This is a genomic window from Leeuwenhoekiella obamensis (assembly GCF_055391795.1).
In genome coordinates this window covers 1,154,130-1,178,871 of record NZ_AP029251.1, presented here as the reverse complement: position 1 = coordinate 1,178,871, position 24,742 = coordinate 1,154,130, and the positions used below count along the sequence as shown (strand labels likewise).

The window sequence follows — 24,742 nt, the reverse complement described above, 5'->3', positions numbered from 1 at the left end:
TTTTACAATGAAAATCCCCACAACCTTTTATTATTCAGAAAAATCAAATATTTTGTGGGAATGTTAAAGACCAATCACTGCAGGCTGTGTGACCATCAAAAGATCGATCTTAAAACGGGGACGATCTGCATGCAGACCAATACCAAACCTCAATTTCACAAACAATGCTCATGGCTATCGCTAGGAGAAAAGTTTGAGCACAAGCTTATGGAGGTAAATGTGAAGTATAAAGAGATCTTAGATAGAAAACTGAAATGTATAGCTTATGTCACAGCGCTTTATCTTGGCGGTATTGCAGTAATTTTAATAGGTGTTTTATATCTTGATTATATATATACCGTTTATGAAAAAACATTTGACGCATATCCTAGACGTTCTAAAGCATATGCAATACCAGCATTCATATGGGGATTTGGTGCTACTTTACTAATCACAGCTACTACTCTACTGAGCAGGTATTTAAATGAATATAAAGCGCGCAAAAGAGATAAGAAAACGGTGGATGATGTTTTGGCGCTCTACAAAATTCCTTACATCCTTGGCATCAAATTTAATAAGGCATTTCATGGCGTTACTGAGGTTGATCTATTGCTGCAATATAATGGTGAGGAGAAGTATTTTATAATGAATTACAATTCTTGGGTTTTTCAACAGAAGCGCACATCTTTGATGTGATAAATAGTATTTTGACTGCAGCCAAATAAAAAATCAGACTACCTATCAAACCGCTTTACAAACATATCTTGCTTTATGGTGCTGCAATGGCATTGTTGCTATTTGCCTTAAAATGGTTGCAATGGAAATATCTAATTGCAGATTTTTCGCTGGACATCTACATGGGGCTGATCGCTTTATTTTTTACCATACTGGGCATTTGGGTAGCAAACCAACTTACAAAAAACAGGTCTCAACAAACCCTTGCAAAAGATCAAAAAACGCAGAAAGTAGATCTTCTAACTCGGTTTGAATTAACAGAAAGAGAATTTGAAGTTTTACAACAATTGATAAAGGGACATAGTAACGCACAGATCGCTGAAAATTTGTACTTATCTGTAAGCACGATCAAAACGCATGTGTCTAACATTTATATAAAACTAGATGTAAAAAATAGAGCGAGCGCCATACACAAGGTAAACGAACTAAATCCTATCTTAGGTGTATAAAAATACTTTAGGATGATGCTGTTTTTAGCATTTTGGTACTAAAGTATGAGTAGCAAAACTACTGCGAACACTAGGTTTGCATCGCATTAAACACAATCTCTCTTATGAAAAGAACTATACTAATTTTTGGTCTAATACTAGGTGTGATCCTATGTAGTAATATGTTGTATATGACGTATCAGGTTTACAATAACCCTGATCTTAACCCTAATGATCTTATGGGATATGTTGCGATGATCGTGGCATTCTCTCTTACATTCTTTGGGATATTAAATTATAGAAACAAAGTTCAAAATGGATATATAACATTAGGTAAAGCCTTTAAAGTGGGAGCATTGATCGCCCTTGCTGGTTCAACTATGTATGTGATCGTATGGCTTTTTGATTATTATCTTTTTGTGCCAGACTGGATGGAAGTTTACAGTCAGTGTGTACTAGATATCGCTGAAAAAAATGGCGCAACTGCTCAGGAATTGGCCGCCAAGAAAGCTGAAATGGATCAATTTAGCGAGCTGTATGAAAATCCGCTATTTGTGATACTCATTACTTATGCAGAGGTCTTGCCAATAGGTCTAATTGTTTCTTTTATCAGTGCGCTAATTCTAAAAAAGAAACCTAAAACAACTTAAGAGCTTTCACCCTTATTTTATTTTTAAACACCTCATTAGATTACTAATGAGGTGTTTTTGTTTCAATATCTAGCTCCATTAAATATTAACCCCGGCAATACTTCTATTTGTCCCCGTTATAAGGGTGATCGATTTACACCTAAATATGCTATTTTAATAGCTTAGATAGCCTATTTACCGGTATAATTCATCATTTTAAGTACAAATTTGCTAGCTGAACGCGATAATTATTTATCCCCGTTATAGAAATATTTGTCCCCGTTATAAGGGTGGCTATATTTTTATGTGGAAGACTATTTATACTGGTTTTGATCGCCATTTACTTTTACGATTCATTTTCTGTATGCGCTAAGATATCCTGCTTTTTTCGCGGGATTATCCCTATAGACATATTGACCAACTTTACGAATACCGTCAACCGCAATTTTGAAATAAGTAAAAGCTTTATTGCGTAAAATGAGTTGATCTTGATCGGTTGCTTTTGTATGTTTTGCTTCAGCATGAGCGGTGCTTAATGCCACTATAATTTCTTCTGCTTTGGGTAAGGCGTTTGCGTTAAAGTTTATTTCGCTTAAAAGCGTAACATTACTCTGCCCCAGAACTACAAGGTCACTCAAGTCTTGTATAAGATCGCTCACTCCACTACCCTGTTTTATTGCTCTCACGGCGATAAGCAAATCTTCTCGCTCTCTAAACGCATAGGTGTATGCATGTTGAAGTTTTGCTCTTAACGCTATTGCCTGTGGCCGGAGATTTTTATAAGTCTGGCGGGCATCCCCGCGACCACTGCGGCGCTCTTTATAGATGCTTTCTGCGTGTCGCAATGCGCCAATACGGGCAGGCAACGTGTCAAAATATTCTTGTACAACGCCTACTGTAACTAATTCCTGCTGATCTTCTAAGCTCCACAAATGCAAGTCTGCTGCTTCTTGCAAGAATGTAGCTATTGGGATTTTTGGCGACTGTATGGCAGCCGTTGTCATTGCCTGATATACGGGTAAAAGCGTATTGTAGTCCTGTTGTGACATGGTAAGGTTTATAAGAGTTATTAAATATAATAATTATTGATAATCAATACATTAACCTTTTATCACACGGCTTAACAGTGGGATGCGTGTTTCTTGTGCATTAATAATTACCTTTACCCTTTAATAAAAATTGCAATGAACCCCACTACCCTGTTTTATATCATTATAGGTATTATCGTGATCAGTTTTGTGATAGATCAATGGCTTGATAGGCTTAACGCAAAACACTTTGACGACCCTGTACCAGAGGAGTTAAATGATGTGTATGATGAAGACTCGTATCGCAAATCACAGAATTATAAGAAGGCTAATGCCAAATTCTCTGCGATAAGTTCCACATTTATGCTCATCATTACTTTAGCCTTTTTCTTGCTAGATGGTTTTGCTTATGTAGATAGTTTCGCCCGAAGCTTTACAGACAATGAAATCCTGGTAGCATTGATATTTTTTGCAGTGATCATTCTGGGTTCTGATATTTTGACAACGCCATTTGCTTATTACAAAACCTTTGTGATCGAAGAAACGTTTGATTTTAACCGCACCACCCGCAAAACCTTTGTTTTAGACAAATTAAAAGGTTGGCTTATGATGGCCATTCTAGGCGGCGGACTTCTATCGCTTATCATCTGGTTTTATCAAAGCACCGGTAGTAACTTCTGGATCTATGCATGGATCGTTTTTGCTGTTTTTGCACTGTTTATGAATATGTTTTATGCAAAGCTCATCGTGCCATTATTCAATAAACAAACGCCTCTGGGAGAAAATAGCTTACGCGAAAAGATCGAACGCTACTCTGATACCGTAGGATTTAAACTAGATAATATCTTTTTAATTGATGGTAGCAAGCGCAGCACAAAAGCAAATGCTTATTTCTCTGGATTTGGTAGTGAGAAGCGCATCACGCTTTATGACACACTGGTAAACGATCTTGAAGAAGAAGAGATCGTTGCTGTATTAGCACATGAAGTAGGCCATTATAAAAAGAATCACATCATCGTGAACCTTGTGGTTTCAATTCTTTTAACGGGATTTACACTCTGGTTGCTTAGCCTTTTTGTGAGTCAGCCTATATTCTCGCTTGCGCTAGGCGTTGAAAATCCGTCATTTCATGTAGGATTGATCGCTTTTGGAATTTTATATTCACCTATCTCAGGCATAACCGACTTCTTTATGAGTTTGCTTTCGCGAAAATTTGAATATCAAGCAGACAACTACGCAAAAGAAACCTACGCGGCACAACCTTTGATCCAATCCTTAAAAAAATTATCTCGCAATAGTTTGAGCAATCTTACTCCGCATCCATTGTATGTGAAGTTACATTACTCGCATCCCACACTATTGCAGCGATACCGTAATTTAAAGGCATAAAATTCTGTTACCAGAACGTATAAATATCCTTTTATAATTGTAATTTTATTCAATGCAGGAAATTGACATTCAGAAGGAAAATAAAGAGCTGGCAAGGCAATATAAAGAGTTGCTGCGCATTAGCTATCGCACCCTTTCGGATGATGATAAAAAGCTTATAAGACATGCCTTTGATGTGGCAGTAGATGCGCACAAAGATCAAAGGAGAAAATCTGGTGAGGCGTATATTTTTCATCCTTTGGCTGTAGCCAAAATAGTTGCGAGCGAAATAGGCATGGATGCTACTTCTATCGCCGCCGCGCTACTACATGATGTTGTAGAAGACACGCCATACACCATTGAAGACATTGAGGAAATGTTTGGAGAAACCGTTGCCCGTATTGTTGATGGGCTTACAAAGATCTCAAACTTATCTACCAATAAAGATGTCTCCCTACAAGCAGAGAATTTCAGGAAGATGTTACTTACCATTAACGATGATGTTAGGGTAATTATAATCAAGATCGCAGACCGTTTGCACAACATGCAAACTATGGATAGTATGCGTCCTGATAAGCAGGTAAAGATAGCCAGCGAAACTTTATATATCTACGCTCCACTAGCCCACAGAATAGGGCTTTATAACATTAAAACTGAGCTTGAAGATCTAGGTCTTAAATACACGGAACCTGATGTTTACAACAGCATCGCCCGTAAAATGAAAGACACTAAAGAAGAGCAGGATAAATATATTGAAGAGTTCACTCAGGTTGTACGCGATTCGCTAGATAAAGAACAGCTAGACTATGATATTAAAGGTAGACCAAAGTCTATTTTTAGTATTCGTCGTAAGATGCAAAACCAGAAAATACCTTTTGAGGAGGTGTACGACAAGTTTGCTATCAGGATCATTTATAAAAGCGCACAAGAAAGTGAGAAATTTCTAGCCTGGAAGATATATTCAATTGTTACAGATCACTTTAGACCTAATCCCACAAGACTAAGAGATTGGATCAGTTCGCCAAAATCCACTGGTTATGAGGCGCTTCACATCACAGTGATGGGCTTACGCGGTCGCTGGGTAGAAGTACAAGTGCGTAGTGAACGAATGAACGAGATCGCTGAAAAAGGTTATGCTGCGCATTATAAATACAAACAAGGTGATGATGGTGATATCGCTCTTGATCAATGGCTTAACCGTTTACAAGAAGCGCTTGAAAATCCTGAGTCTAATGCGGTAGAGTTTGTTGAGCACTTTAAACTCAACCTTTATAATAAAGAGATCTTTGTCTTTACTCCGCAAGGAGATCTTAAGTCTTTACCAAAAGGCGCTACACCACTTGATTTTGCTTTCAGTATTCATACCGAAATTGGAATTCACACTCGTGGCGCGCGAGTTAATGGTAAACTTGTACCCTTATCGCATACGCTAAAAAGCGGTGACCAGGTAGAGATCATAACTTCAGAACACGCTAAACCTAATAATCATTGGCTTGATTATGCGACAACCGCAAGAGCCCGTTCTAAGATAAAATCTTCTTTAAAAGACGAGAAAAAAGGCATTGCCGAAGATGGTAAAGTGATCCTTCAGCGTAAGTTAAGATCACAAAAGATTACCATGGATGAACGTGTGATCAATGAGATGGTGGTTTATTTCAAACTGAAGACCAGTCTTGATCTTTTTTACCGCGTGGGCATTGGTACGATAGATAATAAAATGATCAAAGAATACGCATCTAGCCGTAGTAATGCGCTGGTGAGTTTCTTTAAGAGTAAAATACGCCGTCCCGCTGTCGCGGAAAAACTAAACCACGATGAGATCACAGAAAAATATGATCTTCTTGTATTTGGTAAAGACGAGCAAAAGCTTGATTATACGTTAGCTCAATGTTGTAACCCAATTCCTGGTGATAAGGTTTTTGGCTTTACAACTGTAAATGAAGGAATTAAGGTTCACAAACAGAACTGCCCTAATGCCATTTCGCTGCAAAGCAATTATGCATACAGAATTATCCCCGCAAAATGGATTGACAGTTCTGCGCAAGAATTTAGAGCAGAACTTGAGCTTACAGGTATCGATAATCTAGGATTAGTTAATGAAGTTACACGTGAGATCTCAGAGCATATGCATGTTAATATGCGATCTTTGAATTTTACTACGAATGATGGCGTGTTTAAAGGAAATATTACCGTTATTGTGAAAAATAAGGAGCATTTGCGTAAGCTTATTGACAACCTGAAAAAAATAGGTGGTATAGATAAAGTCATTAGACTGTAATCCTTAAATTTGCACCCTTACTTATGGCAATAAAAGCATCAATAAATAAAGATCAAGACGTTGTAAAGAACGTATTCACTAAGTTCTTAGAAGAAAAAGGACACCGTAAAACGCCAGAGCGTTATGCGATTTTACAGGAGATTTACAACCACAATGATCACTTTGATATAGAATCTTTGTACATAAGTATGAAGAATAAGAACTACAGAGTTAGTAGGGCGACTTTGTATAATACTATTGAGCTTCTGCTAGATTGCGGCTTGGTGCGTAAGCATCAATTTGGTCAAAATCAAGCGCAGTATGAGAAGTCATATTTTGATAAACAACATGATCACGTTATCCTTACAGATACAGGAGAAGTGATCGAGTTTTGTGACCCTCGCATACAGTCAATAAAGAAAACCATTGAAGAAGTTTTTGATATTGAAATACAGAAGCACTCCCTATACTTTTACGGCAATCGCAAATCAACCAAAGACAACGCATAGCATAAATGGCAGTAGATTTACTTCTAGGTCTCCAATGGGGAGATGAAGGAAAAGGTAAAATCGTTGACGTACTTACCAAGGATTATAACATTATAGCACGTTTTCAAGGAGGACCTAACGCAGGGCACACGCTTGAATTTGATGGTATAAAACACGTGTTACACACCATCCCTAGTGGAATTTTTCATGACGAGGCGATAAACCTTGTAGGAAATGGAGTTGTAATTGATCCGGTAATTTTTAAACGAGAGCTCAACAATCTTGAGCAATACAACATAGACTTTAAAGAAAAGTTACTGGTTTCGCGTAAAGCGCACCTTATTTTACCTACTCACAGATTGCTAGATGCAGCGAGTGAGGCTTCTAAAGGTAAAGCGAAAATAGGTTCTACTCTTAAAGGTATTGGTCCAACCTATATGGACAAAACCGGTAGAAACGGTATTCGCGTAGGTGATCTTGAGCTTGATGACTGGAAAGAGCGTTACACCTCTCTTCGCGATAAGCATCTTGCAATGATCGATTTCTACAACGCTGAGATAGAATATGATCTTACTGAGCTTGAAGTAGAATTCTTTAAAAGCGTAGAAACACTTAAAACATTAACCTTCATAGACTCTGAAGATTACTTACACACTGCAGAGCGTGAAGGAAAATCAATTCTTGCCGAGGGTGCACAAGGATCATTACTTGATATTGATTTTGGTACGTATCCTTTTGTTACTTCTTCAACTACTACAGCAGCTGGAGCTTGTACTGGTTTAGGTATCGCTCCTAACAAGATCAAAGAAGTTTTCGGGATTTTTAAAGCGTATACCACTCGTGTGGGTAGCGGCCCCTTCCCTACTGAACTTTTTGATGAAGCTGGAGAAACCATGGGACGCGTGGGTAATGAATTTGGAGCAACCACAGGAAGACCACGCCGTTGCGGTTGGTTAGATCTTGTTGCTTTAAAGTATGCCGTACGTGTAAATGGTGTTACACAACTTATGATGATGAAGGCAGATGTACTTTCTGGATTTGATACTTTGAAGATCTGTACAGCTTACAAATATAAAGGTGATCGCATCGAGCATTTACCATACAATATTGAGCCAGAAAATGTAGAGCCTATCTACTCTGAGATGAAAGGATGGCAATCTGATCTTACTAAGATGACAGATGAGTCTCAACTTCCACAAGAGTTGATGGACTATATTCATTTCTTAGAAAAAGAACTTGAAGTACCCATTAAGATCGTATCTGTGGGACCAGACAGAACACAAACAATTCTTAGATAAAACAAAACCCGGAGTAAATCGCTTCGGGTTTTTTATTTTGCAATATGCTAGAAGTAGAACTCACCGCAGTATTAAACCATCCAGAACAGGTTTTTAAAAAACTTCAGGAATATTCAATCTATTCAACGCATAGATATTTTGATCGGTATTATGATCAAGAGAATAAGTTGAAAGAAAGAGATCAAGAATTGCGAATTCGCACAAAAGAGAATCTCGAAACCGGAGAGCAAAAAAATGTCTTCACACTTAAAGATGCTCGTTTTGATGAAAAATCCAGATCAAAACCAGAATACGAAACTATAATTGAAGATCCAGAACAAAATGCTAATATTCTTGAGAAGTTAGGCTTTCGCCAAAAAATAGCTTACACAAAATACTGCCGTTTTTTTTCATTTCGCTACAGCGAAAAAGATATAGAGATCTCCTATGTAACCTTTGATGAAATACCAGAAACCTTCATAGAAATTGAAACGCTAGCTAATGATCACAATGAAACTGAAGAAGCTTTTAAGGTTGTCTATAAAATTCTAGAAGAACTAGAAATACCAGAGTCTGACTTGACGACGCTCACGTATCAAAAGAGAATTAAAAACGCCAGAGAGAATTTATAAATAGCGTTCTTGAATAATGTTAGCATGATGAATTTCATGGCCTAACATAATGAATGCAGCAGCGCGAGCCGTCATTCTACCACCGCTAACAATGGCTTCATTTTTAAAACATTCTTCAGGAATCGCCTGGATCATATAAATATTGCTCGTTCTCAAAGCACTGTATTCTTCAAGCAGATCTTCAATATTTCTGCTGTTTGCCTGAGATGGCTTTATGTAATCATCTTGATCAAAACCGGCCAATTCGGTTTTATCATTTCGCGCAATGCGCAATACTCGATACGCAAAAATGCGCTCTGTGTCGATCACGTGTTGTAACACCTCAAGGATCGTCCACTTTCCTTCCGCGTAAGCGTAATTAAGTTTATCATTAGAAATAGCTCCATAAAACCTGATCGTTCGCTCTTTACCTAGATAAAGAGAATCTAAAAGCGAAGCATCATCATCTACCAATTTTAAATAATTATGATAGAATGAATTGCATTCTTCAGGATTTATGGAGCTTTTTTTCATATCTAATTATGCTGAGTTTCTACTCGCATTAATGTTACCAAATAGAGAACGTGTTACCATTTTCTCAAACATATCCAGTTTCTCTGTATCTGCATTAGGATCTTTTCTTAGATCTTGAATTTGCTTCAACGCAAACTGCTGGATAGTCAATAACGGGAGAACGATACTTTCGCGCTCTTGAATTGAAGCACGACCAGCTGGCTCTTCCTGCATCAATTCGTTATAACCAGTAAGCTTAAGAAGTAATCTTTTGGTCAATTGATATTCTTCATGGATCAATGTCCAGAACTCACCAAACTCTTCATCATTCTTCATATAAGCCGTAAGCCCGAAGAAAGATTTAGTTAAGCTCATCATACTATTCTCTAGCAAAGTTTTAAAGAATAAGCTATTGTTATAAAGCGATTTAACCTTGTCAAATTCACCTTTTTCTTCAAAGTTTTTAAGTGCAGTTCCTACACCATAAAAACCTGGCACATTTTGCTTCAACTGGCTCCACGATCCCACAAACGGAATTGCTCTAAGTGCTGAGAAATCTAATTTATCACCGCCACCTCTTTTACTAGGACGACTACCAATATTTGTCTTAGCATAATATTGCAACGTACTCATTTTCTCCAGATATGGAAGGAATTTAGGATGCGCTTTAAAGTCAGAATACGTTTGATAGCTTATTTCTGCTAATTCTTGCATCGTTTCTCTATCACCATCAACAAATGCTGGTTGCTTTTCAGAAAATACTCCGTTAAAAATACCAGAACTCAATAATTGCTCAAGGTTGTATTGGCAAGAATCTACCGTACCAAAGTTTGAACTAATGGTTTGTCCTTGTACTGTAAGTTGGATTTGCTCATCCTCAACTGTACTACCTAGAGAAGCATAGAACTGGTGAGTTTTACCTCCCCCACGTGCTGGTGGTCCACCTCTACCATCAAAGAATATTACTTTGATACCATATTTTCTAGAGATCTCTGTAAGCTCTTCTTTAGCTTTAAATATACTCCAGTTTGCCATCAAGTAACCACCGTCTTTAGTACCATCACTAAATCCTAGCATGATCGTTTGACGGTTACCACGACTCTCAAGATGTGCTTTGTACGCCTCGTTGTTATAAAGTTTTTCCATCACACCGGCAGCTGCCTTAAGATCAGGAACAGTTTCAAATAACGGTACGATATCAGCCGTAGGATTATCCCAACCACATAAGTGAAGCATTGCAAAAGCTTGCATCACGTTAAGAGTTGTCTGGTTATTACTGATAATGTATCGGTTAGAACCACGCTCACCGTTTTGTTTTTGAATGGTTTGCATCGCATAGATAGACTCAAGGGTCTTTCTTGTAATATCGTCTACAAATTTGGATGTATCCAAATTACCTTTAACTCCTTGAAGCACTTTGATCTGATCTTCAACTTCAAGTTCAAGATAATTATCTGGGAAGATATCAAGACCGTCATGCTTACATTGCTTGAATATCTCTTCCATCACATGCATATGCACTCTACTATCCTGACGAATATCAAGTGTCGCAAAGTGAAAACCGAACATATTTACCTTATTGATAAGATCATCCAGTTCTTCAACAAAAAGACCTTCGTGCTCCTCAACAACAATTTTGCGCATCTTTGCAAGAGTTTCTTTTAACTCTTCAAGCGAAATTTTCAATTGATCACCTGGCAAGAAGATGCTGTCATATAATCTCTTCTCAAGATCAGCAAGAGGTTCTTCTGTTCCCACAAAAGTGATACGACGTCTTATTTCGCGCATATCGCGATAATAATTCTTTATCACGGTATTACGCAATCTTGCAGCAACTTTTAAAGTGATCTCCGTTGTCACGAAAGGGTTGCCATCACGGTCACCACCTGGCCAGAAGCCTAGGTCTATAATTTGATTATCTATAAACTCACCGTCAAAAAGGTTTTGCTGTAGATAATTGTAAATGTAACTAGCCGAATCATAGAATACATTCTCTAAATACCACACAAGACTTACAGCCTCGTCATAAGGTGTAGGTTTTTCTTTCTTGAAAAATGGAGTTTTACCTAGCTGTGCTAGTAAATTCTTTATCATCTCAAGATCATTAGCGTTGATCGCGTCGCTAAGATCATTGATAATACCAAGAACAGCTCCAGGATAGAACTGTGTAGGGTGTGCTGTAAGTACAGGACGGATCTTAAAATGACTTAAGTAGTCTTTAAGTTTATCTGTTTTGTTCTGAGCCTGTGCTTCTTCTTTAATGTTACGCAGTGTACCACGACCGTCCATATTATTAACGATACGGTAACTAGCATCTTCAATCGCGTCAAAAAGAACAACTTGTCTTTCTATATATTGAATAAAACGGAAAAGAAGATCATAACGATCACTTTCAGGGATATCACGTTGATATTTATCAAAGAAATATTTCACTATTTCTGTGGGAGTATGATTCTCCTTGTATCCACGTTGACAGATCATATCAAATAGCGGCAATAACACTCCGGTATTTGAAATTCCCTGAAAAGGTAAAGTCATAAACAGACTATTGTAAACCTCATACTTGGATTTTACATGATTATTAAATCTTTCTAATTTTGGTTGCCTTGACATAAAAGCTTGACTTTTGTTTTTATTGGTTGAAATATTACATAAAAAAAACCCTTTAACCGTAAAAGCCAAAGGGTTTAATAAAAGATTATAATTTCTTAATTGGCTTTACAGGTCTTGAAAGATAGAATGCATCAAACGCTTCTTGTCGTTGATACTTTCTTCTAGTGAGATCATCGTTTCTGTACGATAAACACCATCAATATCATCTAATTCAAAGATCACGTTCTTAGCATGCTCTGTATTGCGCGCTCTGATCTTACAGAAAATATTGAATTTACCTGTTGTAACGTGTGCTACGGTAACATAAGGAATTTGGTTTATTCTTTCAAGAACAAATTGCGTTTGACTTGTCTTGTTGATATAGATACCCACGTAGGCGATAAAAGAATATCCTAGTTTCGCATAATCTAAAGTAAGAGAAGACCCCACAATGATTCCTGCTTCTTCCATCTTTTTAACTCGCACGTGCACCGTTCCTGCAGAGATAAGCAACTTTTTTGCTATATCTGTAAAAGGGGTACGCGTATTCTCAATAAGCATGTCTAGGATCTGATGGTCGACCTCGTCTAATTTAAATTTCGCCATTATTCAATCATTAAATTGTGTTAAACGCAAAAATAACACAAATTGATTGAATTATTCATAATTATTTATCTAAAAATAACGAAAACGTTGTAGGACTTTCACCATTCACTGTAATTTCTTCAAGCACCTCTCCCACTTCCCACTGAATATCATTTGGTTTGAGAATTTTTTGACTAAATCCTTTTAGCTCTTTATGACCTTTAAAATTTTCTAATTCACCTATTTGAGCGATTTTCGGAATGAACTGCACCTCATTTTCAGCTAGTTTTTCTTCGTATTGTACCGCAACATCAGTCAAACCAACACCAGGAATTTCAATTTCTCTTAAAATGATGTCATAAAACAATTTTTCGTTCTGAGGGATTTTGGCGTAAGCCAGATCAGAATCATCTGCATGCTCATTTGTATTTGCGATATACAAAAACGCCTTTATATAAGAGACAAAAAGCAACTCACGCGTGCGCACGCGATCATAATCGTTTGCCGAATGACCAGCCTCAAACAAGATAGTATGCGCCCCGAGACTTTGAAATGTGTCGCCTGAGCAGTTAATATTAAAGCTGTCATCATAGCGGCCCACCTGCCCTGGTATAATTTGCTGCAGAGTGTCATTCATAGCATTTATCACTGCCATTCCCGCTTTACGCGAAAAGGTCACAGATCGTTCTGTGTCTTCTGCCGGTGATAGAAAGGACAAAGTCGCAATTTGTGGCGGATTATTAACGCTGAAAATGGTACGCTGCCCATGAAGATTAAAGCAATATTGAGGTTTAAATTCATTATAAACGTTGCGAAGCACAACACTTTCGGGCTGTGAGAGGTTTTGTGCGTCTCTATTGAGATCAACTTCTACCGCATTGAGACGTGTGTAGCGCTGCGCTCCATCTGGACTAAGCATTGGGATAGCCAGAAATTGTACTTTGTCTTTTAATACAGTTACAACGTCTGAATTTCCTTCAAGCCATTTAAAGAAGTCAAAAAGAGCTTTAGTAGTTGACGATTCATTACCGTGCATTTGCGACCATAGCATAATGCGCTTTGGGCCATTTCCCCATTTTATGGTGTGAATATCTCTGTGCTCTACAGATTGACCTGCAACGTCAACTTTAAAATCTGCAGACAGATTTTCTATCAGTGGAAGTATCATTTGCTGATTAATGTAACGTCCCTTTAAAGAAGATTCAAAGTTCTCCTGATGCCAATCTAGCAAAGCTTGATAATCGAAGTGTTCATTCATGTTACAAATGTAAACACAACAATATTTACAAATGTGAACAGTGAAAATTAACTTTGTTGTTACTTCTGTAAACATAGATTGTTTGGTTTGATAATATCATTTAGGACATATTCCTACATTTAAATAGTATTATAATAAATACCATAATTAGAGTTAATTAGATGTAATCACTTAATCCTAAACTTTATGATTATCTACCGGTTATACAGATTAAATTGCTAAATAATCTCTTATTGTTTACATTTGTAAAAGTATAATCGATTTAAATTTGTTTACAATGGTAAACAGTGCTGATTTTGGAAAAAGACTTCAAAAGATCATGGAAGAACATGATCTTAATGCCACTTCATTTGCTGATGCTGTAGATGTAGGCCGCTCTTCAATTTCGCATATTTTGTCTGGAAGAAATAAACCGAGTCTTGAATTTGTCTTAAAGGTTGTTGACGCATTTCCTGAAGTAAATATCTACTGGCTTCTTAATGGTAAAGGAACCTACCCTAACTATGCAGATCAAAAACAACCCGAAGCAGTTAAACCTATTGCGCCAAAATCTACGCCTTCTTATCAGCAAGGCTTATTTACCGAAGAATCTGAACAGCCAACTTTAGAAGTTGAAAATCCGCCTACAAGAAATAATCATCACGATGAAGAAATAGAACGTATCGTGATCTTCTATAAAGACGGAACTTTCAAGAACTTTTTACCTTAAATCTTTTTTATCTCAGCATAGGATTATCGTAATTTTACAGTATGAAAAACAGACTTCTACTCATACTTCTTTGCCTTTCTTTTACTGCCTGTTATACTGTAGAAAAAGACTGCAAATCCTTTAAAATTGGAACTTTTGAGTTTGAGACGTATATAAATGGCGAGGTAAACAAAACCACATTTACCCGTAACGATACATTAGAGATAGATTACTATAAAAATCAAGCCGACTCTTCTTCTATACGCTGGCTTAACGACTGTGAATACATCGCGACAAAGATCAATCCTAAAAACAGGGATGAGCGCAGAGCATTACAATTCAAGATACTTTCAACTGATGGCGACAAGTACACTTTTGAATATTCTATTGTAGGCGAAACCAAAAAACAAAATGGAACAGCCAAGAAGATCAAAGATTAGATTGCTACTAGGCTGCATTTAAACCGTTTTCCCAGCATATTATAGACTTCCACTTTCTGCTGCGGTAAGATTTTTTATCTTAGCTATCATTTTCAGGCTCATGATCTTCAAGAAATTTTACTGCTTCTCTCTTATATTTATTTTTTTCGCTGCAGCGAAAACAACTCAAGCGCAAGAAAATCTTGAATCTGCCGGTTCTAAGAATCTTATGGAAGTTTTTTCTAAACTTCAAAGCAAGCGCTACGATACTGTTTACCTCAAAAATTTTGCTGAAAGAAGCGAAAAATTGAAAAATGGCTTGGGTCAGGCTGTCGCGTATAACTTTTTAGGAACATATTTTAGAGATAAAAGCAAGTATGATAAGTCGATAAATTATCATGAGCAAAGTCTAGAACTTGCGCAAGAAATAGGTAATACAGATCTTGAGATCATTGCTCAAAATATGCTAGGCGTTGTGTATCGTCGCATGGATAATGTGAAGATCGCTGTAGATTATCATCAATCAGCATTGGCGCTCGCTGAAGCTAAGCCTGTACAGGATTCTATTACAAAAAAGAGCACTTCTGTTTCTCTTAATAGTATTGGTAACATCTACCTTTCGCTAAACGAGAATGATCTTGCTGAAACTTATTTTGAACGCGCTATTGAATATGAATCTGATCTTAATAGCGATCTGGGTCTTGCGATAAATTATGCAAATCTTGGGATCACTTTTGAGCAACGTGATCGTTTTGACGAAGCAATTGATAGCTATAAAAAGTCATTAGAATATAACCGCAAACTTAACTCTGATCTTGGCGAAGTGATTTGTCAAAACAGTATTGCGCAAATCTATTTAAAGCAAGGAAAACCTGAAGAAGCGCTTGAGTTAATTGAGCCTACGATACCTATTGCAGAGAAGATAGGTGATGAATTTTATATCGCCATGAGTTATATAAATCTTGGCTGGGCATTTACAGATCTTGGTCGTTTGGCTGAAGCCGAAATGTATCTTATTGAAGGTCGTGACCTAGCAAAAGGCAACGATAATCTGCAGTTTTTAAAGATGGCCTATGAAGATCTTTCTCATCTTTATGAACGCAAAGGAAGCTATAAGCTTGCACTTGAAAATCAGCGTCTTGCTCAAGAAACTCAAGCCGAATTCTTAAATGAGCAAAACCATAAATATGTTACTTACCTTAATTTAAAATATGATTCTGAGAGCAGTCAGGCGAAAATTAAAATTTTAAAGGCTGAGAATGCTGTCGCTAATATGCAGATCGATAAGAGCAAGCAAAATTTGAGGTTTGTAATTGTGATCGCTTGTATCTTACTGTTGCTATTTTATATTCTGTACAGGCAGTTTAAATTAAAAAAGGAAAAAGAAGTTTTAAGCGCAGAGCAAAAATTGATGCGCTCTCAGATGAATCCGCATTTTATTTTTAATGCATTGCTAAGCATTAAAATATACATGGAGCAAAATGCTGTGAATGAGGCGATAAATTATCTTAATCAGTTTTCTAAACTTATACGCTCTATTCTTACCAGTTCGCTTGAAAAAGAGATAACTCTTGAGGAAGAAATTCTTACAATGAAACGTTATGTAAGTATTGAGAATATGCGACTTAACAATGAGATCGATTTTGAGATAAATATTGACGATGATCTTGACTTGTCTGAGATCAAGATTCCTTCTTTGATCTTACAGCCATTTGTTGAAAATGCGCTATGGCACGGTCTTCAACCTAAAGAGGGGCACAAATGGTTGAAGCTTGATGTGAAGCAAAAAGACTCAAACTTTGTAGAGATCACAATTTTAGACAATGGTATAGGTCGCAAAAAAACCATGGAAATTCCTAGCGACAAGCGCAATACGCAGAAGAAATCTATAGGAATTAAACTTACAATGGACCGCTTACAAAACTTCTCAAAGAATTTTGCTCACATGCATTCTCTTAATATTATTGATCTTTACGACGATTCTAAAAATCCAAAAGGAACCAAAGTCCTTCTCCACCTGCCGGTTCGCTAAGAATTCTTAACAGTATAGATCGATAAAACCTTATGTAGTTTTGTTTTGTCGATAGGTTTTGTAAGGTAATCGCTCATCCCAACGCGCATTCCTTCTTGCACAGAATCTTGTGTTGCATCTGCCGAAAGTCCTAAAACAACAGTTTCTCGCTTTAAACTTTTGATCTGACGTGTAGTTTCAAAACCATCCATTCCTGGCATATGCACATCCATAAAAACTAAGTCGTAGTTGTTTTTTTGAATAAGATCGATGGCACCTTTTCCATCAAAAGATTGATGAACATGAACGCCAAGATTATCAAGCATTTTTGCAAGAATCACAAGATTCAATTTATTATCATCCACGGCTAGCACCTTTAAACCAGAATAATTACTAGCCTCATGTTCTTTATTAATGTCTGCTAACTCATTTGTTTTGGCTACAGCCAAATCTAACTTCACAGTAAAAACAGTTCCTACTTCAGGCTGACTTTTTACTTTGATCTTACCGCCCATGAGCTCCACAAATTGGCGTGTGATCGAAAGTCCTAATCCACTACCATCATGACGTCTTTTTGCTCCACTTTCTAACTGTTTAAAACGTTCAAAGATCAAAGATTTGTCTTCTTTTTTGATACCTATTCCAGTATCTTTTATCTTAATCTTTAGCTTTAAACTGTCTTCTTTAATCTTTTGATTATAAATTATTTGAATTTTTCCACTGTCTGTGAATTTGATTGCGTTTTTAACCAAATTCACCAACACTTGTTCAAACTTATTTCTATCACCAGAAACGATTGTTGACTCTGGGGTAGAATTATAAGTAAGCGTAAAATTCAAGCCTTTTTGCTCGGCTTCTAATCGGTAAAAATCCGCTACGTTTTGCACTACAGAAAGTGGATCAAAATCCTCAACTTCAAGAACACTTTTACCCGCTTCTATCTTATCAATTGTAAGAATATCGTTTACGAGCTTCACCAGGATTTTTGTTGATTCTCTTAGAAGTTTTAAATAATCTTTCTGTTGTTCAGAAACACCTTCATCTTCTATCAAATGCGTGATGCCAAAAATTCCATTAAGCGGCGTTCGGATCTCATGGCTCATGCTAGATAAAAATTCTGACTTCGCTTTAGAAGCTTTCGCAAGTTTTATCTGCTGTTTGTTGAGCTTAATATTCGCTTTTTGAAGTTTGAAATTGGCAATCTTGCTCTCTTTCGCCACATGGCGAGAAACCAAAGTGAAAAACAACAGAAACCCAATTAAGATCGAAAGTAAAATACCTAGATACAAACCATACGTAGAATTCTGAAGGTTGTCTTTAATAACATGAGGATCTGTAAATGTAAACGTGAATAGCCATTGATCATCCTGATCAGGATTTACAATAATATCAGATTGATACACTAATCGTTTTGAGAATTGATCATCATTTGGCGTGTTATTTTGGTAGAAAATTGATTCTTTTTGATCTTTAATCACAACCGTATAATCACCTAAATATGTAGAAAGCTTATCAAACGAAGATTTAAAATCCATCCCGGCGGTTATTGTGCCGTGATATGTGCCATTGTAAAAAAGCGGCATATCTATAAGAAAAACATTACCGCCTTGCACTAGATCAACCCAACCCGTAAAATTTGTAAGGCTGTCAATTTTAGTATTATTCCAGTCATTAGCCCTATAAGCTAAAGTATTCACATCAAGACCCACAGCTTTTTTATTGGCTTTCGCCGGAATAACCTCTTGAATAACGCCAGTGCTGTCTATATATTCTATGAGCTTGACCGCAGATTGCTGGTTGACGATCCTTAGCGCGTCTTCTTGCCAAACGTCAAGAAAAGCACCGTTTGTCATTTCAATACGCTGTTTAAGGTTTGAAAGGAAGAAAAGATCATTCTTCACCTCTTCTTCTATGCCGGATGCGGCTAGTTTACCTGTGGTAGAAAGTTGTTCTTCAAGCCGAGCTACATTATCATTTAATCTATTGACGAATAGTAAATAGCAGACAAGGAGTAATACAAGGGATACACCTACAGAAATCCAGTAGAACTTATAAGGGACGTTCTTTGTCATCTGACTTTATAAAAACATTAACAAAATTAATGATTTTATTTCATCGATTGATAAAAATATTACTGTAAGATATTATTTACAATATTAGTCGAATAAGGAACCTTGTCCACTGCCATTAGATTCTTCGTTTCCAGCATTTCCTGATGTAGAATCTCCCGTATTTTTATCAGAAATATCATTTTCATCATCACTATCATTAGAATCTGTAACATCTTCTACAGGTTCTTCTTCGTATGGCAATGATTCTAATCTATTGATCTGTTTTAATTTTCCTACATGAAGCTGATTTCCAAGAGCTGTAATACCTTTTACCGAAATAAACTCTTCAAGGTTTACTTCCTCTGGATCTTTTTGATCTTTACCTCTTTCTTTGTAGAAAATCATCTCGATAACCGGCCTCCAATCTGTAGCAATGATCTCAAGATGACTATCTGGATGATCTGTTATGATCAATTCTTCTTTTTCTGGATTGTCGATCAAGAAACGCTTTACATAATATCGTTCTTTATTACCATCCCAATACACCGCAGAAAGAGGTTTTTTAGGGTTCCATTTTTCAAGAATGATCATATTATTCTCAAAACGCTTTGTAAGTTCTGGTTTAATTGTTCTTACAACTGCATCTTGAGTTACGATAAGTAATCTGTCTTCTGCTCTAAATTCTCCAAGCAATTCTCCACGACCGTCCACATTGAGACGCATCACAGTATCATCAAACCAAATTTTCCTTGGTTTTAATGTTGACAGACCTTTCTCCTTAAGCTCTACCGTGCGTACAGAGTGCTTAGAAACGAGATTCCCTTTCGCCGTACGGCTCTTAATTAATTGATCTGCAAAATCTAGATCAAATTTTAATTTTTTGATATTACCTATGGCTCTAAGGTAAATGGTAACAACCTCTGCTTCGCCATTGGGGTTTGCCGTAAAATAAAAAAGCGTACTTCCCTTTTTACCTTGTGTAAGATCGTATTCGCGATCACGTGTCATGCTCGTTACGTTAAAGCGCTTCACATAGGTTGCGCCACCTGTACCATCGCGATAGATCAGGTTATACGTAGTGCGTTTATCTTTTTTCTTGAATACCGCAACGTGAATAATATCCTTACCTACAAAGGTTTTAGTATCCACTTTTGTAACCATCATTTTACCTTCTCCGGTAAAAACAATGATATCGTCAATGTCAGCACAATCAGTTACATATTCATCGCGACGCAAACTTGTACCCACAAAACCTTCTTTGCGGTTTACATAAAGTTTGGTGTTTCTTATAACAACTTTAGTCGCCTCAATATCATCAAATATTCTGATCTCAGTTTTGCGCTCACGACCTTTGCCGTATGTTTCTTTAAGATTCTTGAAGTACGCTATTGCGAAATCTACTAAGTGCTCAAGATCATATTTTACCTGAGCGATTTGATCTTCTAGCGCATCAATTTTCTGTTGCGCTTTATCGATATCAAATTTTGAGATACGCTTGATCCTGATCTCAGTTAATCTTGTGATATCTTCCTCTGTGATCGCGCGTTTTAAATGCGTGATGTGCGGTTGTAAACCTTTATCGATCGCAGCAATTACACCTTCCCAGGTTTCTTCTTCTTCAATATCACGGTAAATTCTATTTTCAATAAAAATTCGTTCTAATGAAGCAAAATGCCATTGTTCTTCAAGTTCATTTAACTTGATCTCAAGCTCTTTTCTAAGAAGTTCTTTGGTTCTTTCGGTAGAGCGTTTGAGCATTTCTGTAACACCTATAAATAATGGTCTGTTGTCTTCAATAACACAGCCCAGCGGCGAAATAGAAACTTCACAATTTGTAAATGCGTATAAAGCGCCAATGGTTTTATCTGGCGAAAGTCCAGAAGGCAAATGCACAAGGATCTCTACATTTGCCGAAGTATTATCTTCAATCTTCTTGATCTTGATCTTTCCTTTATCATTTGCTTTAAGAATAGAATCGATCAATGAAGATGTGGTTGTACCAAAAGGAATTTCGGTAATAACCAATGTATTTTTATCCTGCTGAGAGATCTTTGCACGCACACGAACTTTTCCGCCGCGCTTACCATCTTTGTAGTCTGTAAAATCAGCAACACCAGCAGTAGGAAAATCAGGAAGAATAGTGAATTTCTTTCCTTTAAGATGTTTTATAGATCCATCGATAAGTTCAATAAAGTTGTGCGGAAGAACCTTTGTACTAAGACCTACGGCAATACCTTCGGCGCCTTGTGCTAGCAGCAGAGGAAATTTCACCGGAAGGTTAATAGGCTCATTTTTACGACCGTCATACGATGATTGCCACTCGGTAATTTTTGGGCTGTACAGTACCTCTAAAGCAAATTTAGAAAGTCTTGCTTCAATATATCTGGGTGCTGCCGCGCCATCGCCGGTAAGGATGTTTCCCCAGTTACCCTGAGTATCAATTAGAAGATCCTTCTGCCCCATTTGAACCATCGCATCACCAATACTCGCATCACCGTGCGGGTGATATTGCATGGTGTGTCCCACAATGTTCGCTACCTTGTTATAGCGACCATCGTCAAGGTCTTTCATACTGTGCATGATACGGCGCTGCACAGGTTTAAAACCATCTTCAATAGCTGGTACGGCACGCTCCAGAATTACATAAGAAGCATAGTCTAGAAACCAATCTTTAAACATACCCGTAACGCGGGTAATGGTTTCACCGTTATTGTTTTCTTCTTCTTCCGGGTTGAGTTGTGGATCTTCGTAGTTTTCGCTCATGGTTTCCTTAGCGGAAAGATTTTTGGAATTCTATTATTTTTCGAGAACAGGATCTAGTTCTACTTTAAGATTGTCTATGATGAATTTTTGCCTGTCTGGTGTGTTCTTACCCATATAAAATTTAAGGATCTCTTCAATAGACATAGTCTTGTCTAACATCACTGGCGCAAGACGAATATTCTCACCTATAAAATGTTGAAATTCATCTGGCGAGATCTCACCTAAACCTTTAAATCGGGTGATCTCTGGCTTTGCTCCTAGTTTATTTAAAGCATCTCTGCGCTCTTCTTCGCTATAACAATAAATTGTCTCTTTCTTGTTACGCACTCTAAAAAGCGGAGTTTCTAAAATATAAAGATGTCCTTCTTTTATCAATTCTGGGAAGAACTGAAGGAAAAAAGTGATCAATAATAATCTAATATGCATTCCATCAACATCAGCATCTGTTGCGATCACAATATTATTGTATCGCAGATCTTCCATGCTTTCTTCAATATTCAGCGCAGCCTGCAGAAGGTTGAATTCTTCATTCTCATACACAATTTTCTTACTCATATTATATGAGTTCAAAGGCTTTCCGCGTAAGCTAAAAACCGCTTGTGTATTTACATCTCGTGATTTTGTGATACTTCCTGATGCAGAATCACCCTCTGTGATAAAAAGCGTACTCTCAAGGTAGCGCTCTTTTTTATTATCTGTGAGATGCACGCGGCAATCTCTAAGTTTCTTGTTATGAAGATTTGCTTTCTTAGCACGATCTTTTGCTAGCTTTCTAATTCCGCTTAACTCTTTGCGCTCGCGCTCTGCTTGTAATATTTTTCGCTGCAGCTTCTCTGCCGTTTCTTGATGCCTGTGTAAGTAATTGTCAAGTTTTGTCTTAACAAAATCATTTACATACGTACGCACAGTGGGAAGCTCGCCACCCATATCTGTAGAACCTAATTTTGTTTTTGTCTGAGACTCAAAAACCGGCTCCATCACTTTAATACTTATCGCAGACACAACAGATTTTCTAATATCTGCCGCATCGAAGTTCTTATTGTAGAACTCGCGCAATGTTTTTACTATCGCTTCGCGAAAAGCAGCCTGATGCGTACCACCTTGTGTGGTATGCTGACCGTTAACAAAAGAGTGGTACTCCTCTGAATATTGTGTGCGGCTGTGCGTGATCGCAACTTCAATGTCATCACCTTTTAAGTGAATAATAGGATAAAGTCTGTCGCTCTCCGCAATGCTTTCAGAAAGAAGGTCTTTAAGTCCGTCTTTTGAGAAGAACTTTTCACCATTAAAAACTATCGTTAATCCCGGATTGAGATAAACATAGTTTTTAAGCATGCGCTCTACATACTCATTACGGTACTTGTAATTCTTAAATATTGACTCATCAGGAACAAAAGTTACTTTAGTTCCTTTTCTACGTGAAGTTTCTTCAAGAAACTCTTGATTTGTAAGTTCACCACGCTCAAACTCTGCAGAAGCAGATTGCCCATCTCGCGAACTCTCAACTCTAAAATAATCTGAAAGTGCATTTACAGCCTTTGTACCTACACCGTTAAGACCCACACTCTTTTTAAAGGCACGCGTGTCATACTTACCACCCGTGTTCATCTTGCTCACCACATCTACAACCTTACCTAGCGGTATCCCACGACCATAATCGCGTACGATAACGCGAGTACCTTGTATACTCACTTCAATGGTTTTACCAGAGCCCATAACAAACTCATCTATAGAGTTGTCAAGAACCTCTTTAAGCAAAATATAAATCCCATCATCAGCACTAGAACCGTCACCCAACTTCCCAATATACATACCAGGACGCATACGGATGTGTTCCTTCCAGTCTAACGATCTAATATTATCTTCGGTGTATTGTGTTTCTTGAGTCATAGAAAAAATGCGGGATGTGTGCTAATATAGGGTTTCGCAACGTTTTCTTAAAGCTCAGAACTTCATTTTAATTAACAATTTTAAGATAATACCTGTTGACAAAACAGTTTTAAGGGGTTGTGTCTTTTTTTCGCTTACGCGGAATAGAATTTCTTTCGTAACCAAAACGAAACTCTAACCAACAAAATAAGAGCAGGAACTTCTACCAACGGACCAATAACGCCCGTAAATGCCTCCCCAGAATTAAGCCCGAAAACAGCGATAGCCACAGCAATAGCAAGTTCAAAATTGTTACCCGCAGCGGTAAAAGCGATCGCGGCATTTTTATCGTAAGATGCGCCCGAAGCCTTTGTAATAAAGAATCCCACGAGAAACATCACCGCAAAATAAATAAGTAACGGTATTGCAATGCGCACAACATCCATTGGGATTTGTAAGATCTTTTCGCCCTTGAGCGAAAACATTAAAATGATCGTACCAAGCAACGCAATTAAAGTAATAGGTGATATCGCCGGAATAAATTTTGTCGTGTACCACTGCTCTCCTTTAAGTCTTACTAAGATCAATCTGCTTAGAATTCCCATCGCAAAAGGTATCCCGAGATAGATCAAAACGCTCTCTGCAATTGTTGCGATAGAAATATTTACAACAGCACCTTCATAACCCAGCATAGGTGGTAATTTTGTGATAAACAACCACGCATAAAAACTATACGCAAACACCTGAAAAATACTGTTTAAAGCCACTAAACCTGCACCATATTCACTGCTTCCTTCGGCGAGATCATTCCACACAAGCACCATGGCAATGCAACGCGCTAAACCTATTAAAATCAAACCCGTCATATATTCTGGTTGATCGTGCAAAAAGATCAACGCAAGAACAAACATCAGAACCGGCCCGATCACCCAGTTTAAAAGCAATGAAATTGACAGAACTTTTACATTTTTAAAAACTTGTGGTAAAAGTTTGTAATTGACTTTGGCCAGCGGTGGATACATCATCAATATCAACCCAATTGCCAGCGGAACATTCGTACTTCCTGATGAATACGAATTGATCGTATCTGGAATTGATGGAAAAAAGTTTCCTAAACTAACACCAATCAACATCGCAACAAAGATCCAAAGGGTTAGGTTTCTATCAAGAAAGCCTAGTTTTTTACCAGCCAT

At 37.4% G+C, this 24,742-nt stretch carries 20 protein-coding genes; 11 read left to right on the top strand and 9 right to left on the bottom strand.

All coding sequences use genetic code 11. The annotated features are described in order from the left end of the window. Positions 1 to 129 precede the first annotated feature (129 nt). The 3 genes from ACZ5L8_RS05235 (at position 130) to ACZ5L8_RS05225 (ending at position 1,792) form a co-directional block, all read left to right on the top strand. Positions 130 to 675 (top strand): hypothetical protein, encoded by a 546-nt coding sequence (locus tag ACZ5L8_RS05235; protein WP_464440228.1) that lies wholly within the window; start codon positions 130 to 132, stop codon positions 673 to 675. Positions 676 to 761: 86 nt separating this feature from the next. Next, a complete protein-coding gene (locus tag ACZ5L8_RS05230; protein ID WP_464440227.1) occupies positions 762 to 1,163 on the top strand; it encodes a response regulator transcription factor in 402 nt (133 codons plus the stop codon). A gap of 104 nt (positions 1,164 to 1,267) precedes the next feature. Beyond that, positions 1,268 to 1,792, top strand: a complete 525-nt coding sequence (locus ACZ5L8_RS05225; protein WP_464440225.1) for a DUF4199 domain-containing protein — start codon at positions 1,268 to 1,270, stop codon at positions 1,790 to 1,792. Positions 1,793 to 2,124: 332 nt separating this feature from the next. Here the strand turns inward: ACZ5L8_RS05225 and ACZ5L8_RS05220 are convergent, their stop codons facing one another. Continuing rightward, positions 2,125 to 2,820: a hypothetical protein gene (locus ACZ5L8_RS05220; RefSeq protein ID WP_464440224.1), complete on the bottom strand. Its 696-nt coding sequence runs from the start codon at positions 2,818 to 2,820 to the stop codon at positions 2,125 to 2,127. A 135-nt stretch (positions 2,821 to 2,955) separates the two neighbouring features. On the opposite strand from ACZ5L8_RS05220, the gene ACZ5L8_RS05215 reads away from it, so the two are divergent. Genes ACZ5L8_RS05215 through cyaB form a run of 5 tightly spaced genes read left to right on the top strand, consistent with a single transcriptional unit; the run spans position 2,956 to position 8,821 of the window. Next, entirely contained in the window at positions 2,956 to 4,188 is a 1,233-nt protein-coding gene (locus ACZ5L8_RS05215; protein WP_464440223.1) for a M48 family metallopeptidase, read from the top strand. Positions 4,189 to 4,240: 52 nt separating this feature from the next. Beyond that, on the top strand, positions 4,241 to 6,445 hold the full coding sequence (locus ACZ5L8_RS05210; RefSeq protein ID WP_464440222.1) for a RelA/SpoT family protein: 2,205 nt from the start codon (positions 4,241 to 4,243) through the stop codon (positions 6,443 to 6,445). A gap of 23 nt (positions 6,446 to 6,468) precedes the next feature. Continuing rightward, the gene (locus tag ACZ5L8_RS05205) at positions 6,469 to 6,933 is read left to right on the top strand and encodes a Fur family transcriptional regulator (protein WP_464440221.1); all 465 of its coding nucleotides are present in this window, start codon (positions 6,469 to 6,471) and stop codon (positions 6,931 to 6,933) included. A 5-nt stretch (positions 6,934 to 6,938) separates the two neighbouring features. Then, on the top strand, positions 6,939 to 8,210 hold the full coding sequence (locus ACZ5L8_RS05200) for an adenylosuccinate synthase (RefSeq protein ID WP_462598481.1): 1,272 nt from the start codon (positions 6,939 to 6,941) through the stop codon (positions 8,208 to 8,210). A gap of 44 nt (positions 8,211 to 8,254) precedes the next feature. Further along, positions 8,255 to 8,821 (top strand): class IV adenylate cyclase, encoded by a 567-nt coding sequence (cyaB, locus tag ACZ5L8_RS05195; RefSeq protein WP_464440220.1) that lies wholly within the window; start codon positions 8,255 to 8,257, stop codon positions 8,819 to 8,821. On the opposite strand, the gene ACZ5L8_RS05190 is transcribed toward cyaB, so the two are convergent. The 4 genes from ACZ5L8_RS05190 to ACZ5L8_RS05175 form a co-directional block, all read right to left on the bottom strand. Next, positions 8,816 to 9,334: a DinB family protein gene (locus ACZ5L8_RS05190; RefSeq protein WP_464440219.1), complete on the bottom strand. Its 519-nt coding sequence runs from the start codon at positions 9,332 to 9,334 to the stop codon at positions 8,816 to 8,818. The genes cyaB and ACZ5L8_RS05190 overlap by 6 nt on opposite strands. A gap of 6 nt (positions 9,335 to 9,340) precedes the next feature. Further along, positions 9,341 to 11,926 carry a phosphoenolpyruvate carboxylase gene (locus ACZ5L8_RS05185; protein ID WP_464440218.1) on the bottom strand — a complete coding sequence of 862 codons (2,586 nt, stop codon included), beginning with the start codon at positions 11,924 to 11,926 and terminating at the stop codon, positions 9,341 to 9,343. 105 nt (positions 11,927 to 12,031) lie between these two features. After that, positions 12,032 to 12,511, bottom strand: a complete 480-nt coding sequence (locus ACZ5L8_RS05180; protein WP_462598485.1) for an Lrp/AsnC family transcriptional regulator — start codon at positions 12,509 to 12,511, stop codon at positions 12,032 to 12,034. A 61-nt stretch (positions 12,512 to 12,572) separates the two neighbouring features. Next, on the bottom strand, positions 12,573 to 13,748 hold the full coding sequence (locus tag ACZ5L8_RS05175) for a M14 family zinc carboxypeptidase (RefSeq protein WP_464440216.1): 1,176 nt from the start codon (positions 13,746 to 13,748) through the stop codon (positions 12,573 to 12,575). A gap of 277 nt (positions 13,749 to 14,025) precedes the next feature. On the opposite strand from ACZ5L8_RS05175, the gene ACZ5L8_RS05170 reads away from it, so the two are divergent. The 3 genes from ACZ5L8_RS05170 to ACZ5L8_RS05160 all read left to right on the top strand — a co-directional run bounded on the left by ACZ5L8_RS05170 (position 14,026) and on the right by ACZ5L8_RS05160 (position 16,887). After that, on the top strand, positions 14,026 to 14,457 hold the full coding sequence (locus ACZ5L8_RS05170; RefSeq protein ID WP_464440215.1) for a helix-turn-helix domain-containing protein: 432 nt from the start codon (positions 14,026 to 14,028) through the stop codon (positions 14,455 to 14,457). Between the two features lie 41 nt (positions 14,458 to 14,498). After that, on the top strand, positions 14,499 to 14,876 hold the full coding sequence (locus ACZ5L8_RS05165) for a DNA topoisomerase IV (RefSeq protein WP_464440214.1): 378 nt from the start codon (positions 14,499 to 14,501) through the stop codon (positions 14,874 to 14,876). A gap of 100 nt (positions 14,877 to 14,976) precedes the next feature. Continuing rightward, entirely contained in the window at positions 14,977 to 16,887 is a 1,911-nt protein-coding gene (locus ACZ5L8_RS05160) for a tetratricopeptide repeat-containing sensor histidine kinase (protein ID WP_464440213.1), read from the top strand. Here the strand turns inward: ACZ5L8_RS05160 and ACZ5L8_RS05155 are convergent. The 4 genes from ACZ5L8_RS05155 to arsB all read right to left on the bottom strand — a co-directional run bounded on the left by ACZ5L8_RS05155 (position 16,884) and on the right by arsB (position 24,742). After that, a complete protein-coding gene (locus tag ACZ5L8_RS05155) occupies positions 16,884 to 18,938 on the bottom strand; it encodes a hybrid sensor histidine kinase/response regulator (RefSeq protein WP_464440212.1) in 2,055 nt (684 codons plus the stop codon). The two genes, ACZ5L8_RS05160 and ACZ5L8_RS05155, sit on opposite strands and share 4 nt — an antisense overlap. A gap of 84 nt (positions 18,939 to 19,022) precedes the next feature. Then, a complete protein-coding gene (locus ACZ5L8_RS05150) occupies positions 19,023 to 21,680 on the bottom strand; it encodes a DNA gyrase/topoisomerase IV subunit A (RefSeq protein WP_464440211.1) in 2,658 nt (885 codons plus the stop codon). Between the two features lie 33 nt (positions 21,681 to 21,713). Continuing rightward, complete coding sequence (locus ACZ5L8_RS05145; RefSeq protein WP_464440210.1) at positions 21,714 to 23,570, bottom strand: DNA topoisomerase IV subunit B; 1,857 nt, start codon at positions 23,568 to 23,570, stop codon at positions 21,714 to 21,716. A 134-nt stretch (positions 23,571 to 23,704) separates the two neighbouring features. Beyond that, on the bottom strand, positions 23,705 to 24,742 hold the full coding sequence (gene arsB, locus ACZ5L8_RS05140) for an ACR3 family arsenite efflux transporter (protein ID WP_464440209.1): 1,038 nt from the start codon (positions 24,740 to 24,742) through the stop codon (positions 23,705 to 23,707).